Annotated in this window: 12 protein-coding genes; 6 read left to right on the top strand and 6 right to left on the bottom strand. The window is 39.3% G+C overall.

Annotated features, from left to right (window positions below; genetic code table 11):
• The first annotated feature begins 74 nt into the window (after positions 1–74).
• Positions 75–1058 carry a helix-turn-helix domain-containing protein gene (locus P20311_RS14820; RefSeq protein WP_008114354.1) on the top strand — a complete coding sequence of 328 codons (984 nt, stop codon included), beginning with the start codon at positions 75–77 and terminating at the stop codon, positions 1056–1058.
• Positions 1059–1417: 359 nt separating this feature from the next.
• On the opposite strand, the gene arfA is transcribed toward P20311_RS14820, so the two are convergent.
• The 5 genes from arfA to P20311_RS14795 form a co-directional block, all read right to left on the bottom strand.
• On the bottom strand, positions 1418–1618 hold the full coding sequence (gene arfA, locus P20311_RS14815) for a ribosome alternative rescue factor ArfA (protein WP_008114353.1): 201 nt from the start codon (positions 1616–1618) through the stop codon (positions 1418–1420).
• Positions 1619–2058: 440 nt separating this feature from the next.
• Positions 2059–4587 carry a TonB-dependent siderophore receptor gene (locus tag P20311_RS14810; protein WP_008114349.1) on the bottom strand — a complete coding sequence of 843 codons (2529 nt, stop codon included), beginning with the start codon at positions 4585–4587 and terminating at the stop codon, positions 2059–2061.
• A 439-nt stretch (positions 4588–5026) separates the two neighbouring features.
• Positions 5027–6184, bottom strand: a complete 1158-nt coding sequence (locus tag P20311_RS14805) for an HDOD domain-containing protein (RefSeq protein WP_008114348.1) — start codon at positions 6182–6184, stop codon at positions 5027–5029.
• Positions 6181–8190 (bottom strand): EAL domain-containing protein, encoded by a 2010-nt coding sequence (locus tag P20311_RS14800; RefSeq protein WP_008114345.1) that lies wholly within the window; start codon positions 8188–8190, stop codon positions 6181–6183. Before P20311_RS14800 ends, P20311_RS14805 begins: the two co-directional genes overlap by 4 nt.
• A 3-nt stretch (positions 8191–8193) precedes the next feature.
• Positions 8194–8787 (bottom strand): response regulator, encoded by a 594-nt coding sequence (locus P20311_RS14795; RefSeq protein WP_269077464.1) that lies wholly within the window; start codon positions 8785–8787, stop codon positions 8194–8196.
• A gap of 194 nt (positions 8788–8981) precedes the next feature.
• Here P20311_RS14795 and P20311_RS14790 point away from each other — a divergent pair, with 194 nt between their 5' ends.
• The 4 genes from P20311_RS14790 (at position 8982) to hemH (ending at position 14095) form a co-directional block, all read left to right on the top strand.
• On the top strand, positions 8982–10166 hold the full coding sequence (locus tag P20311_RS14790) for an FIST signal transduction protein (protein ID WP_008114342.1): 1185 nt from the start codon (positions 8982–8984) through the stop codon (positions 10164–10166).
• Positions 10163–11575 (top strand): sensor histidine kinase, encoded by a 1413-nt coding sequence (locus P20311_RS14785; RefSeq protein WP_008114341.1) that lies wholly within the window; start codon positions 10163–10165, stop codon positions 11573–11575. The genes P20311_RS14790 and P20311_RS14785 overlap by 4 nt, the downstream gene beginning before the upstream one ends.
• A gap of 89 nt (positions 11576–11664) precedes the next feature.
• On the top strand, positions 11665–13002 hold the full coding sequence (locus P20311_RS14780) for an HD domain-containing phosphohydrolase (RefSeq protein WP_008114339.1): 1338 nt from the start codon (positions 11665–11667) through the stop codon (positions 13000–13002).
• 73 nt (positions 13003–13075) lie between these two features.
• Positions 13076–14095, top strand: a complete 1020-nt coding sequence (gene hemH / locus P20311_RS14775; RefSeq protein ID WP_008114337.1) for a ferrochelatase — start codon at positions 13076–13078, stop codon at positions 14093–14095.
• 145 nt (positions 14096–14240) lie between these two features.
• Here the strand turns inward: hemH and P20311_RS14770 are convergent, their stop codons facing one another.
• On the bottom strand, positions 14241–15398 hold the full coding sequence (locus P20311_RS14770) for a benzoate/H(+) symporter BenE family transporter (protein WP_008114336.1): 1158 nt from the start codon (positions 15396–15398) through the stop codon (positions 14241–14243).
• A gap of 367 nt (positions 15399–15765) precedes the next feature.
• On the opposite strand from P20311_RS14770, the gene P20311_RS14765 reads away from it, so the two are divergent.
• Positions 15766–16324: hypothetical protein (locus P20311_RS14765; protein WP_036985258.1), on the top strand; the 559-nt coding region annotated here is incomplete at its 3' end.

The raw sequence follows: 16324 nt of genomic DNA, 5'->3' as shown, positions 1-16324 counted from the left end.
TCATATAGTTAACTATAGTTACAGGTGGTAACTTAATCTTAATAAAAATAAAAAAAGCAAAGAGTAACGCCATTATGACGCAGCAAGATTTAGCTAGCGCACCACAAAAGAGAATGGTGCATACCCAAGATATAGATGAGCAGGCGCATAACCTAACGCAGTGGCAGCAAAAATATGATCAGCTCAGTGATGGGCGATTTTTTGGGTGTATAGAAAGCGTGGATTATTCTAATATTCATGCATTTGAAGAATACACAGAGCGTGCTCTTCACCAACAATGCGCAATAGCGCCACGATCTATTTGGCTTGGGATCCCAAAGCAGTCGCAGCAGAGCAAAATTAATGGCTTAAATGTGGCAAGTAATCAATTTATGTGTCGCACTAGTGAGAGTAACTTTGAGCTTATTACACCTGAGCAGTTTAATATTTATGGTTTAGTAATAGACACGCAATCGTTAGAACATATGGCTCAGATACAGGGGATGCACTTAAAAAATATAACGTCTTCAGGTACTGAGCGACTGACAACATGCAACGCCATGCTAAAAAGTGCCCGGGGTATAATAAACAGTATGGTTAGCAACAACGCTTTTGGCCTAAATGCCGATTTACAGCAAGACATGCTTAATATGCTGGCATTACATTTACTAAACGAACAGCTCCCATGTCAACGCATCGCTCCCAGTTATAAACACCGCAAAGCGGTTGTTGATAAAGTAAAAGATTATATAAAAGCGCATCCACAAAACACGGTAACAATTACTCAATTATGCGAACTCACCTTTGTGAGCAGGCGTACCTTACAATATAGTTTTGAGAGTATTTTAGGGATAAACCCACTGCGGTTTTTACGTTTAACCCGATTAAATAATGTTAGAAGAGAGCTAAAATTAGCAAAGCAAGATAAACCCATTTCTGTGGTTGCTGCCAATTGGGGGTTTTGGCATGCAGGGCAATTTACCAAAGACTACACGCAATTATTTGGTGAGAACCCTTCGCAAACAGTGATAAACCATGCTTCTTATTTGGCAAATTCTAAATCGATAACACATGAGTAAATAGGCTATGGGTTTCGGGTGTCGAGCTACGAGCTACGGGCTACGGGAGGCGCTGCGCTGAAAGAATAGATTTAAGGGCTGATATGACTAGGTGCTAGACTGTTTGCACAAGCTCGCTACTCGTCACTCGAAGCCCGTTGCCTTCTCATTTACTCCTCATTCACTTCTCTTTGTGCAAACATGTTTTAAGTGATTAATTCACAAAGAGATCATGAGACGCTGCGCGGAAAGAGAGGGCTAAAGGTGCTAGGTTGTGTTCGCTGCTCGTGACTCGAAACCCGTAGCTCGTAGCTCGTAGCTCTTCGCTCGAAGCCAGTCTTATTTCGGTAAGTTCAAAAGCCCTATTTGATCGATGCTAATTAAGCCGCGATTAAATAGGACTCTTGTCCTGCATGTTTGTTGTTACGTTTAAACGAACCTTTACCTTTTTTAGCTTTAACAATTTGCGGTTTAAATACTTTAGAGGTTACCAGTGCCGCCAATGCGTTGTGCTTTATCACTCCTCGACCGGTGTTTACTGCGGATTTTTTAACCGCTTTTGCTTTGCCTTTTTTAGCCATTTGTTTTTTCCTATTAGTAAAATGAGAGGGGATACATATCCCACACTGATATTGATGGCGATTGTATGCTTAATTTTCAAGCATGCAACCATTTTTAATGTCTTTTTCAATTTTTTCAAGCATAAAAAAAGCGCCGTTTAAAACGGCGCCTTTGCTGGTTAATTTAGGGTCTGTTGACCTTTCAAGGTTAAATTTGCAGCAGTCTGTTTGGTATTTAGGCAAGGCAGCGCCTATGTAGTGTGGTTATTCCCCATAAATAGGCGATAACGCAGCATCAATGCCAAACAGGCGCTGCCCGAAGGGTTCTGCCTAGGGGCGATTTACTCTTTGTTGCTCGGTTTTTACTTAGCCCACTAGGTTACAAACCTCGCGCCGCGATTAAACCGCCCCTAGTTTGAACAAATTTTAATCCGCAAAGGCCAACAGACCCTAGTTTAAAATTAAAAGCTAAAGCTTAGTTTTGCATAGTAACTACGGCCATCAAAGCCATAGGGTACAGCACGCAATGGGTATTTAAATGCCCCATTAGAGATAGCATTTAATACTTCATCATCACCTAGTTCATCCGGTGTTTCATCAAATACATTATCCGCACCAACCGATAGCGAAAACATCTCGTTAATTTCATAGCTTACGTTTAAATCTACGAGTACTGCCGTTTCTACGGTACTCGTTGCTTTAAATGAGCCATCAGTAGCTAGCTCAATATGATCGTTAGCAAAATACTTCACATCGGTTTCGCCAAAGTAATTAAAGCGAATCATTGAGCTGTACGAATCACGCTCATAATCAAAAGTAAGCGTTGCACGTTCACCCGGTTGTCCATCAGTTAAGAAGCTACTCTGAATATCATCAAGTGCCACATTTTTTGGAATACCTGGCGCTGCATTCACACTATCAATTTTAGTTTCGTTTAAGTTACCCGCAAACGTAGCAGAAAAATTACCGTCATATAAATCAGTGCGGTATGACGCAATAATGTCCACGCCTTGAGTGGTTGAATTCACTGAGTTTGAAAAGTAATTCGCTTGCACTGCACCCGTTGCTTGCAGAGCAGCAACCGCCTCAGGACTAAACGCCACATCATCAGCCGATAACAAGCTGCCTAATGTAATACGGTCTTCAATTTCTACACGGTAAAAATCCACCGTTAACGATAAATCACTGGTCACATCGTAAACAAAACCGGCACTGTAGTTAGTTGATGTTTCAAGCTTTAATGTATCAACGCCTAAAGCAGCAGGAAATGCAGAGCCCGTTGTCGCTGTAAACGACTGACTTAACGTGCCGTCAGACCCTAAGTTAGTGGTAAACGCAGTGTAACCACTTTGCTGTAATGATGGCGCTCTAAAGCCCGTTGATAACGCACCACGTATTGCAAAATCATCATTAAATTCATAACGTGTTGCTACTTTACCTATGATATCGTCACCCGCATTCGAAAAATCTTCATAGCGAAGTGCACCGCTCACATTCCATGCATCGCTTAACATGGTTTCTGCATCTACATATACTGCGTAGCTATCACGATCGCTTTTATTTGAAGCTTCAGGACGAAGGCCGTTATAAGCTTGAAAACCACATTGTGCAAATTGACTCGGATCGTTCACCGATGGGTATGATGTATCCGTGTTGGCTGTGCCACACGCGTATGATGCTTCTTCACCTGGTACAATTTCATAGTTTTCTTTACGGTATTCAGCGCCAATTGAAACATAAACAGGCTCACTGCGACCAATATCAATAATTCCGTTTATATCTGCATTAAACGTTGTTTGATCAAATCTAAATCCACCCGAATAACCCTCTGTTGGGCCAGCATTCGCGGCTATATCGGCATCGCTTGCACCCGGATTATTAAATAAATACTCCGCCGCGTATGACGCATTTAAAGTATTTCGTGAGGTAAAATCGTATTGGTTTTCACCGTAAACAGCAGAAACATCGTAGGTCCAATCAGGGTTAATTTCACCTTTAAAACCAACAGCTACCGAAATATCTTGTGCTTCATTGTCGATTTGCGGTAAAAAACCGTCGCTGTAAACTTGCGTTACGTTTTTAGACGCTTCATTAAAATTACGGTAAAAGCCGTTGCCTAGTGCAGTACGCTCAGAGTAACCACCAAATGAGTAAAGCTCCCCCTCACCCATTGGCAGGGCCATATTGTAAAATACCGAAGTAAACTCACTCTCTGCATTACCTTGTCCCCAACGTACTTCGTCCGATAAAGTACCTGGTGCAACATTAAGTGAACCACCGGTATCTCGCTCTGCGCGGTTAGTTTTATCTGCATCGCGGTACTCAAGCGATAAATTTATAAAACCGCCTTCATTACCTAATTCAAAACCACGATTTAAACCGGCAGAAATTGTTTCTCCATCACCTATCGCTGTTTCGCCATATTGTACGTACCCGGTGGTTAAATCTGTTGAGTTATTAAGTGATAAGTTGATAACCCCTGCAATTGCATCTGAGCCATACTGCGCCGCCGCACCATCACGCAACACTTCAACCCCTTTTAAAGCAATAAGCGGGATCGCATTCATATCAGTACCCGCAGAGCCGCCGCCCACAGTACTGGTTAAACCAAAAATAGATTGATTATGACGGCGTTTACCGTTTACTAAAACCAAGGTTTGATCTGGTTGTAAGCCGCGTAATGTAGCAGGGCGAAATAAATCAGAACCATCAGAAACCTGTGTTCGTGAGAAGTTAAATGACGGCGCCGTTGCCTGTAAGCTCTGTCCAAGCTCGGTAAAGCCGCCTTTGTTTAAATCATCTGCGTCAATTAAATCAATAGGTGATGACGACTCAGTGGCAGTTCGGTTTGAAACTCGCGATCCTAAAACAGATATTTGCTCGATATTTTTTTCAGCTTTAGCTGACGCTTCTTGTGCATTAACCATACTTGGCGCAGTGAAAGCAAAAGCAACCGCTACAGCCAATGTGTTTAAACGATATGTTAACATAATGATGACCCTGTTTTGTGTATTCTTATAATGTGTGTGGGGTATATTCCTGTATCCCCTTGCCAACATCCTAGCAACATACACAAACAAAAAGAAACAAAAAATTTGATAAAATTAGCATAAGAATGCAAATAACTTTAAAAATAGGAAAATAACACCTTTAGAAGCTCAAAATACAACCAAAGTAGCAATTTAATATCACAACCCCAAAAGTTAACACAATATTAAAATTGAAGTTTTATTTATAATTGGTAAAAACAACAGCTTTGTATGTTTTTCACTCTGCGTTGAGCAAAAAACACACTCAAAATGACGTTTTATGCGGTTTTTATTAGACTAAAGTAGATAGTAAAGGGTAAGAAAGGGGACTCAGCAGAAACTATACATAGGTCGTTATGTAGTATTGTCCGTTTTTAAACAATATTTTATACAGGCCTATTTAAGAGGTGTAACTATGCCAATCAAACTCACTAATAAGATGACAAAGTAGAGGGTCTACGCCTGTTGATTCACAGTATGCACGTAATTGCATGGGGGTTTGTTTATCAAAAATAACTTGCCTAACTACATACAACATATGATTGAATGTGATTAGATCATCATCATTAGTACCATCTAAATCATGGCAACTCATCAGTAAGTTACATATTTTAGTATCGTATCCCCATAACTTTAAAACGTAGGCCGAAATAAAATTGGCACTTACATATCCATCGGTCATGGTTTGAGCATGCTCACCTGGCGAATCGCTTTGAGCTTGAGACAATAAAATAATCTTGCCAACAAAACTCAATAACGCCACCGAGAAAAGTAGCTCTTGATGTTGTAGACTAAATCCAGCTTGTTTAGCAAAGCGCTTAACACAGCTAGCGTAATTCGCCGCTATATTCAATTGCTTTTCATGTACGTCACTAGGAATAGACGATTCAAAGTTTTTAGCAACTAATAAAGACGTTGTAATTGCCATTAATATGGTAATTCCAAGCCTCGATACAGCTTCATCTATTGACGATGTAGGCCTAACAAAACCAAGATAAGCGGAGTTTGCAAGTTGTAACAATTTAGCCGTTATTATTGGCTCTTGAGAAACAACATTAGCTATATCGTGCAAATCAAATTCATTGCTTTGTATTAAGTCTTTGAGTTCTTTTAAAATAAGAGGATAAACAGGAAAGCTAATCATAGCCCCTAATTGCCTGCGAACATTAAAAGCAAAAGGCAATGACTTTAACGCCGCCACATTGTTAAAAAGCGCGGTTATGTCTGCCTCATTAAACGGTTTAGCAAGGTAAGCATGTACAACATTAGGTTGTCGCATCATAGTACTAAGCGTCATATCGCCGGTAAGTAGTGCCCTGACCGGATAGGGGTTTTGTGAAGAGCACTGCTCTAAAACATCCAATCCATTCATTTGCGGCATTAAATAATCACTTAATACTAAATCAACGTCTTGCCTGGTATTTAAAAGCTGCCAAAATTCATCTATATCCGCTGTTGTCATAATATCAACCTCTGGAAAGGCTCGATGAATAGTCCTTTGTAATACTTTTAATAAAAAAACATCATCGTCTAATATGATGACCGCTATCGAACTCATTGCGCACCTTGAGTATTGAAATGGTTTAAATAATTACAAAAATCATCCTGCTCTAAAGGCTCACTATAGTAATAGCCTTGTATGTAGTCACAGCCTAACTTTTTAATAAGTTCACACTGATAGGCTGTTTCTACCCCCTCAGCAACAACTTTTAGATTTAGATCATGCGACATACGCGTAATATTACGAACCATACTTTGCATCGCTAAAGACGATTCAATATCAGCAATGAGGGTTCTATCTAGTTTAACGCCATCTACAGGCAGCTTTGAAAGGTAGCCAAGTGATGAGTAACCTACACCAAAGTCATCAATCAATAGTTTAAACCCCAACGATCTTAGCCTTATTAATTGCTGTTCGCAGGCCGCAAAATCTTCTATTAAATAGGTTTCTGTTAGCTCAAAAACCAACTGTGACGGCTCTAAACTATTGCTACTTAAACACTCAAGCATGTAGTCAATCCAATCGGGATCATCTTTTAATTGCCTAGCAGATAAGTTAATTGCCAATAAACGCACGCCTGTATTGTTCTCTGCCCAATATTTTAGTGTTTTACAACTTTGAGAAATAACCCAACGCCCGATTGGTATAATTTGGCCATCACATTCAGCAATCGGGATAAAATGAGCTGGCGGTACCCAGCCATGTTTACTCGGCTCATACCAGCGAATAAGCGTCTCAGCAATCAATATTTGGCCTGTTTTAGTGTCAACTTTAGGTTGAAAGCGTAATGAAAGTTCATCATTACTTACCGCTGTTAATAATAAACGGCTTAACTCAAAATTCTTTTTATAATCGGCTACCAACTGAGGATCAAACCGAGAAAAAATATGCTGCTGTTCACCTACCTGGTAATTCATCGTCAACTGCATTTGATTAACGAGTTCTTTTCCCTCTAAGCTATCCTCAGGAAACAAACCATACACACCATAAAGCTGCACATGGGCATCGGTGTATTTACTAGGGAGTACTTTTTTCAGAACATTCATCGCCTTATTTAAATCGGTTAAAATGTCACTATCAGATTTAATTTCCGGAACAAATAATACGAACCGATCGGCGCTCTTATGAAGAACTTTGACCGCTTTTTCTGATACACCTTTTAGCACCTCCAAAACCAATTTTATAAGGTGGCTGCCATCTTCTATCCCTAACAGATCATTGATTAATTGAAACTGCGCAATACCTATATAAACGAGGGCATAACATTCTTTATTCGCTTCACATAAAGCTAAATGATGATAAAAGTCAGACTCGTTGGTTACCACGGATTGTGTTCTGGTGAGTTGAAAAATATTGCTCATGCTGTTTGAGTTAATTGATAACTTTAAAAGCTGGCAAAAATCGTCATGTAAACAACGCTCTATCATAATTTCTTCGCTTTTAGCTAGATCAGAGGCGCGTGTATAATTAATAAAAAGTGTACTGCTTTTCTTATCAACAAAAGACTGGCTTACCGATTTGTTTTGAGCTGTATCTAAATGGGCGAGGTGTTTGTTTTCATATGTATGAATATCTGGAATGATTTCAGCAGCAGGCGCATTAAAACGATTAATAATACCGTCATTGTCTATTTCTATTAAGCCAGACATACTGCCCATTAATAACTGATCTCTTACTCTTTTAGCTCGGCGCTGTTCATATTTTACTTTCGCCTCGCTAATGTTTTCAAGTAGCTCACTATCAATCCATGGCTTTTCTAAAAAACGAAATACCAATCCCTGATTTAATAACTCAACCACAGACTTAAAATCAGCATATCCACTTAGCACTAAGTTTACGCAATCGGGCCAATTATTTTTAACCTGTCGTAATAAATCAGCGCCGTTCATTTCTGGCATTCTAAAGTCAGTAATGATTATCTCAACTTGATTAGCCGCTAATATTTCAAGCGCCTCAAAACCAGTGGATGCTGTTATTACATCATAACCAGAACGAACAAGTACTCGTTTTAAAGACTTCAATACATTGAGTTCATCGTCTACTAATAAAATTCGCAAAGCCACTATTTACACCCCAAGAAGAGTTCTATTTTTACCAAATAAAATATTTACACTGTTTATCAATGTATCGTTACTAAATGGCTTACAAATATACCCATCAGCACCGGCATTAACTGCATCGATTAGTTGAGTTTCAGGCATCCCTGAAATCACTAACACCTTAATATCTTTAAACTCTTCACAAGAGCGAATAAAACGAATTACCTCTATACCACTAAGCCCTGGCATAGATAAATCCACAGTGATCAGCTCTGGCTTTCGTTGATGCATTAACGTACCCGCCTCAAACCCGCCTGCGGCTTCTACGACATCAAAACCGCTTCGTTTTAAAACACGCTTAATCACAGAACGGACATTAGCCTCATCATCAATAATTAAGACCTGTGGCTTGTGCGACAAACTTTGTGGAACTGGCATTTTATGTCTGACTAAAAAATCAATAAAGTCAATTACCTGCACTCTATAATTACCACGACCAGTCAGCTTATGCCCTTTCAGGTCACCCGCGTTAATCCAACGGCTTACCGTGCGTTGATGAACATCGCAGTAACGAGCAATCTCACTTGGCTTTAATGTTTTTAGCATGTTAATAATATTCAGCTTGATTTTAAATTTATATTAACATAAATTTAATAACAAGACGACAAATAAGACACTCAAGACATAAGTGACATTTACTAACCGTAAATTCAGTAACACACCCTATTCAAGAATAGTCTAGAATAAATCCTAAGCTATTATTAATAGTTAAAAACACCCACAATTGTGGCTATCTTTATTACCAAGGGGCATCTATGTTCGCCATTGATACTTTTCACACTCACGGCAGCGATATAGATAAATTTATTCAACCTATAAGCCAATTTGTGGACCATGGCCCAGACTTGCTGCTTGGGTTTGCAACAACCGATACCATTAAATACCTTTATAATAATCAGCCACACTTTTTAAAAAACACTCAAAATTGTTTAATCATCTCTTCGTGCCTTGGCTCAGCAACCGAACAAAACCTATCAATAAATGAGCAAAGTATTAGTTTATTCTCGATTAAAGACTCAAGGGGTCATTATGGGATTGCCAGTTGCAATACAACCAATAATCTAAGAGAAAAAGCCCATCAAACCGTACTCAAAGCCATTGCTAATGCTGGCCAGCCAGGAATAGCCCCAAAAATGGTCTGGTGCTTTCAAGTCCCTGGGAACGAAGAGCTAGTATTACAAGGAATTCAAGATGCGATAGGGCAGCGTATACCCGTTTTTGGAGGAAGTTGCGCCGACAACGACATTTCAGCTCAGTGGCGTTTTAGCGATGCTAATAATGTATATCAACAAGGCTTTATTATTGCGGTGTTATATCCCTCTGTAGAAACGTTCGGCTTTTATAGTTCAGGCTACGATAAAACTGATCAGCAGGGTACGGTTACAGACGTTGATGGTCGTTTATTAAAAACAATTGATAACTTACCCGCCTTTGATGTTTACAATCAATGGCGTAAAAACTTAGGGTTAGAGCAGTTAACAACAGGAAATATACTTGCTCAATCAACGATGACCCCATTGGCAAGCGCCCTTTCCTCTGATGATGATATTCCTAGGCTGCTGCTAAGCCACCCAGCGGTAGCTGAAAATGGCACGCTAGAATTATTTTCAAATTTAAGCGTTGGCGATACTGTTTATCTTGCTTCGGGAAGCCCTGAACAATTAATAAAACGAGGCGATATGGTCGTTTCTTCACTGACCAAACTGGCAGACTTACATGCAATAAAAAACATTACCGGTGCTATTATTATTTTTTGTGGTGGCTGTATGCTATCAATTAAAGACGCCATGCAAGAAGTAAAGCACTCTATTAAAACACAACTGCCCAATATCCCCTTTATTATGGGCTTTACTTTTGGGGAGCTCGGCACGTTTAGCGATGCAACCAGTAAGCATGGTAATTTAATGATTTCTTGTGAAATTTTTGGTGGCCCGGTATGAGTAACAATGAAATACTGTTAGAAAAGCTACACTTATTACAGGTTCATAATTTAGCTCTTGAAGAAAACCGCGCCTTTAATAGTTTGATTTTAAATGGATTAGATGCCATTTTAAAGAACGACAGAACTGAAACTTTACTCACTGAGTTTTTTGATATTTTGCAGCAAGCTATTCATTTTTCTGCAGCTATTTTAATTAAAATAAACCCCTGTGATGAAATGGCTACATTAATCACAGCATCACACCCGCAAAGCGATGCAATCATTACCCAACTTGAAGTACTCAATAAACCTAATAGAAACATTAAAAATGTATTTAACTTACACCAACTTCCTAATTGGCAAGTAACCGATCCTTTTTGGCATTCGCAGCATGCAATGCTCACCACCCCAGTAAGTACCAGCACAGAGAGCTATCAGTTATATATTTTTTCTGAAACGATTGGCGCATTTAATCAACACGACATTACTTTAATGCAACGCTTTGTCAGTTTTGCAGGGAATACGATTTCACAATTTGAAAAACGAAATCTACTTGTTAAACAAAAAGAAATGCAAGAAAAACAAAATAACATAGAGCAAATGTTAATCAACTCTGAAAAAATGGCTTCGTTAGGTCAAATGGCAGCAGGCGTTGCACACGAAATAAATAATCCTTTAAGCTACATAGTCAGTAACATCCAAAATTTGGCTTACAACCTAGAGCAATTTAGCCATTTAATTAACGCACTCAAAGCAGACAATGCCATAACGCAGCAAACATTAGCAGATACGCTACAGCATTATCAATTTGATGAATTACAATCAGACTCAAGCGATATCATTACTGAAATGAGTGAAGGGGCTGATCGTGTTAAAGAGATTGTACAAGGGTTAAGGCAATTTGCTCATCCAGATCAAACCCAAATTGGCGACATTGATATAACCGAGCTTATTGATAACACATTACGTGTTGCCTGGAGCGAAATTAAATACAGCGCCAACGTTGAAAAACACTACAACACAGAACCAATCATCATCACTGGTCGTTCGACTCAACTCTCTCAAGTATTTTTAAATTTATTTTTTAATGCCGCTCAAGCTATTTGCGACAAAGTTGGAGTGATCAGTATTACCACTAAAGCCGATAAAAAAAATGCCTATATAACGATTGCAGATAATGGCTGTGGAATTGATAACGATAAACTTAATAAAATTTTTGACCCATTTTACACTACAAAACCAATTGGCCAAGGCACAGGGTTGGGACTGGCTATAAGTAAAGCAATAATAGAACAACACGGTGGCCTAATTAGTGTTAAAAGTCAGTTAAATCAAGGCACTACTTTTAACATTACCTTACCTAAAAAGCCTAACTTAACTGACGATGCTTTGAGTATTTTAAACGCGAAAAAAATCACTAATGAATGATTTTTTATCACATTATCAGTTGTTTACAGCCAAATTTTAAACTAAATTTAATCTTATAACTCATAATCACATTGGTGGTAAAAAGATCAATGACAGATATTGCTCAATTAGAACAGTTAAAGCAGCAGCCACCGAGCATTTTATGCTTAGATGATGAAGCCAATGTACTTAAATCTTTAGTGCGCTTATTACGCCAACATAAATTTGATGTGAGTGTTTCAACCAGTGGTGAAGATGCACTGGAAAAAATGCAAAATAAACAGTTTGATGTGGTAATAAGCGACATGCGCATGCCACACATGAGCGGTGCAGAGTTTTTAGCCAAAGCCAGAAAACTCGCCCCCGATAGCCAACGTATTTTGTTAACTGGTTTTTCTGATTTAGAGTCAACAATAAGTGCGGTAAACGAAGGAGGCATTCACGCCTATGTGCAAAAGCCTTGGCAAAATGACCACTTAATTAGTGTTATACAATCGGGCGTAGAAAAGTTTAGACTAAAAAAACAAAATGAAATTTTACAGTTTCATGTAAATCAGCAAAACCTGCAATTAAAAGAACTTAACAGTAATCTAGAACAACTCGTCGACAAACGAACAAAGCAAATTAGAAACGTACTAAAAAAGCTCGAAGTCGCAAATGAAAATGAAAAACGCGAGCACCAATCCACCGTTGAGCTGCTTTATAACTTTATTAACGCAAACCCTTACCTCGATGGAAAAATAGCCGAAAGTATAGCAGGCACATGTACCCAAATTGCGCGCTTTCTTAATGTATCTCAAAAAAGTATTACATTGGCACCTATGGCAGGATACTTAGCTCAAATTGGTTTACTTGCTATGGATCCTGAGCTTTACAACAAACCCATTAATAAGCTGAATGAAGTACAAAGAAAAACCTTTTATACACATCCTAGTATTTCACAATTAATGCTCATGCCAGCAACTCATTTAAGCGATGTATCTGATGCTATTTATTATCAATTCGAACGTTACGATGGCCAGGGTATCCCTAAAGGACTGGCAGGAAAAGATATTCCCATTGGAGCTATGGTACTGAGCGTAGCACGTGATTATTGGGATTATTACCAGCAAAGTGAGCCATTACTAACAACAAAACAACGCCATCAGTTTGCCCTAAATAATATAAAACTTCACAGTGGTAGCTTTTACCATCCAAAAATTGTAAACGCACTAGAAGCAAGCCATGCAGCGCTTATCGCTTCTGACACTTCAATTGGCTCAATTAAAGTAATGAGTGCTCAAGAGCTTGAAGAAAATATGACACTGGCAAACTCACTGCACAGCCATACAGGCATTATGCTTTTACCTAAAGGACATGTTTTTAATACAAAATCGATTATTAAACTACAACAACTCGAAGCTAAAAAGCCGACCCCATTTAGAATTATGGTTAAAACTGCTAAATGATTGATCTAAATTGCTCTTTTATTCGTTACAATGGGCTTAAATAAATTAATAACTTTGCTTGAAGGAGCACAACGTGTCGCGATTTTCTGCCGTTACCGATAATCCCCACGACGGGCGTTTTAACCAAAAAACGGGAATATTACTGACCAACTTAGGCAGCCCTGATGCCCCCACAGCAAGCGCGTTACGTGTTTACTTACGTGAGTTTTTATCTGATCCGCGCATTGTAGAAATTCCGCGTATTTTATGGATGATCATACTGCATGGTATTATTTTACGCATTCGCCCAAAACGTTCTGCCAAGCTATATAAAAGTATTTGGACTGAAAATGGCTCGCCACTAACCCATATTACTCGCCAACAAAGCCTTAAGCTTAATGACCTGTTAAAGCAACATGGCTACACTAATACCGAAGTTGTCATGGCAATGCGCTACGGCAATCCATCAATCGAAGCGGGCCTTGAAGAGCTTAGAGACAAAGGTTTAACCCGTATTATTGTGCTGCCGCTTTACCCGCAGTATTCAAGCCCAACTACAGGCTCCACATTTGATGCGGTTGCCAATGTATTAAAAAAATGGCGCTGGGTGCCAGAGCTGCACTTTGTAAATGGGTATCACAAAAACCCAACCTACCTAGAATCACTCGCTAACAGCATTAGCGAAGATTTAGAAAAACACGGAATGCCACAAAGAATGGTGTTTTCATACCACGGTATGCCTAAACAGTTTTTAGATAATGGCGACCCATATCACTGCCTATGCCAACAAACCACGCGTTTAGTGGTTGAAAAACTAGGGCTAGACAAAGATAAAGTGCTCACTACTTTTCAAAGTCGCTTTGGTAAAGCTGAATGGTTAAAACCATACACAGATGCAACTCTTGAGAGCTTACCTAGCGAAGGAATTAAAGATATCGCAATTATCAGCCCTGCATTTAGCGCCGACTGCCTTGAAACACTTGAAGAATTAGAAGGTGAAAACCGAGAAATTTTTGAAGAAGCTGGCGGCGAAAAATACCGATACATTGCAGCCCTAAATGACCGTGATGATCACATTGACGCCATGTTTGATGTGTTAAAGCCAATGCTATAAAAAAGAGAGCAGCGGTTAGGTTTTAGCTCTCAGCGTTCAGCTGGAGATTAGCCAAGTGCGGTGAAAGCTTGTAGGCGCGAGTATATCTCGCGCTTTCTCTTGTATCACTTTCTGATAGCTGACAACTTATAACTCAAAGCTGCGCTTAGCGCTTACGTGTCACTATTAATGTGATTGCCCCGGCAATTATCCCCCAGCATGCTGAACCTACCGACCACAAAGTTAAATCAGAAGCCGTTACTAAAAAAGTAATAATGGCTGCTTCAGTATATTCAGCACTATGCAAAGACTGCTGCAAACTATTGGCTATGGTGCCAAACAAAGCAATACCCGCCAGCGCCAATACCAAGGCCTGTGGCAAGCTTGCCACAATTGCCACTAACATAGCCGCACATAACGCCATAATTATATAAAACACGCCACCAGCAATACTTGCCCAATAACGCTTATCAGGGTCTTTATCGGCCTCTTCGCTCATACAAATAGCCGCTGTTATGGCTGCTAAATTAATAGAATAGGTACCAAAGGGAGCCGTCACACAATTTATTAACCCGGTCACAGTTAATGACGATGATATAGGCGCCTTATAATTATGTGCTTTCAAAATAGCAAAACCGGGTAAGTTTTGAGAAGTCATAGTTACTATATACAAAGGAATACTAATGCTTACGAATGCCTGCAAGCTAAACGTTGGCGCAATATAGGCAAAACTACTCGCTTGCCAATGCACAGTACTGGTATCGATGTTGCCCATATACCACGCTAAAAATATACCCGCGAGCAGCACACTTAGCATCGCAAAACGAGCAAAAAAGCGCTTACCAATAAAGTACACCACCACCATTAAACCAATCACCAATGGCATTTCGTTCATAAAGTTAAACACGTCAATGCCAAATGTCACTAATACTCCCGCTAACATGGCACAAGCCAGCTCACTAGGAATACGGTTCATTATTTTTGCAAACCACCCCGTTATCCCCGACACCAGCACCAATAAGGCTGATAACATAAAGGCACCAATGGCTTCATGTAGGCTATAGCCTTGCGCGCTTGAGATGAGTAATGCAGCCCCAGTGGTAGACCATGCTATTAAAATGGGCACTTTATAATAAAACGACAACACAATAGAGGTACTGCCCATTACCAAGCCCAGCATTAATATCCAGCTTGCCACTAATTCAGGTGTGCCACCTAAAGTGATCACCACTTGGTAAATCAATGCTATTGAACTTGAAAAACCAATAATAACGGCAACAAGTCCCGCCATAGTGCGACTAAGTAACTGATCAGTCCCTACCATAATTCCCTCATTTCATGCTTTAACGTTACAACATACTTTGCCTATTTATACTTTGCAATTTTGAATAATGAATAATGAAAAATGATCACGTTGCTAAAAAATTTTATTGGTCAGTTTTGTCTTTCAAAATCATTGCAATTTAAAAAACACATACGTACCTAAAAACATGCCACAGGGTGTGTCATTACTAAAAAAAATCATACTTATTAAATCAAAAACAAATACCTAAAAAAGGTAAAGTAAATACTTACAATAAGTTACAAAAACACCCATTAACACTTTATGGTTACAATTTAAATTTGATCTCATCCTATTTTTAATATAAAACTTAACAATTAGTTCACCAATAACCCTAAAAGAGAAACAGATGAAACGTTACATTGTTTTAATTATCGCTATTCCTTTGTCTGTATTTGCCATTTATACACTGCTTAATAATCAGCAAAAAACCGATGAGGTAGACCCACTCATTGCCATTGACATCGTCCCTGTTGATTCTGAATTTGTAAAACAAACTCGTAAACCATTGCCCATTGATATGAGTAAAGATCCTATTAAAACCAAACCCTCAGAAACAAAATTAGCCGTTATTGAAAGTTCGTTTGACGCAATTAATAAACCCTCAACCAAGGCCAAAGAAATCCTTAAAGCGGCAAAAGTACTGCCTACCGATTTGCAAAATGAAGCCTATATAGAATTTGATTTAGCAGCGCTTAAAACCCTTAAAGCGGGCGATAATTTTGACCTCGCCATACCGCAAACTGCCGAAACCTACAGCGCTGAAATAACTAACGTTACCAGTGCCAGTAACGGCGATAAAAGTATTGTAGGCCAAGTGATTGGTGCCAACGGAGCAATGCACACCACCATACTAACCGTGGGCAATGATGCGGTGTATGGTCAATTTACTGCACCTAGTGGCAATT

This window comes from Pseudoalteromonas sp. BSi20311 (genome assembly GCF_000239875.1).
Classification (GTDB): domain Bacteria; phylum Pseudomonadota; class Gammaproteobacteria; order Enterobacterales; family Alteromonadaceae; genus Pseudoalteromonas.
This window is presented reverse-complemented; position numbering and strand designations above follow the sequence as displayed.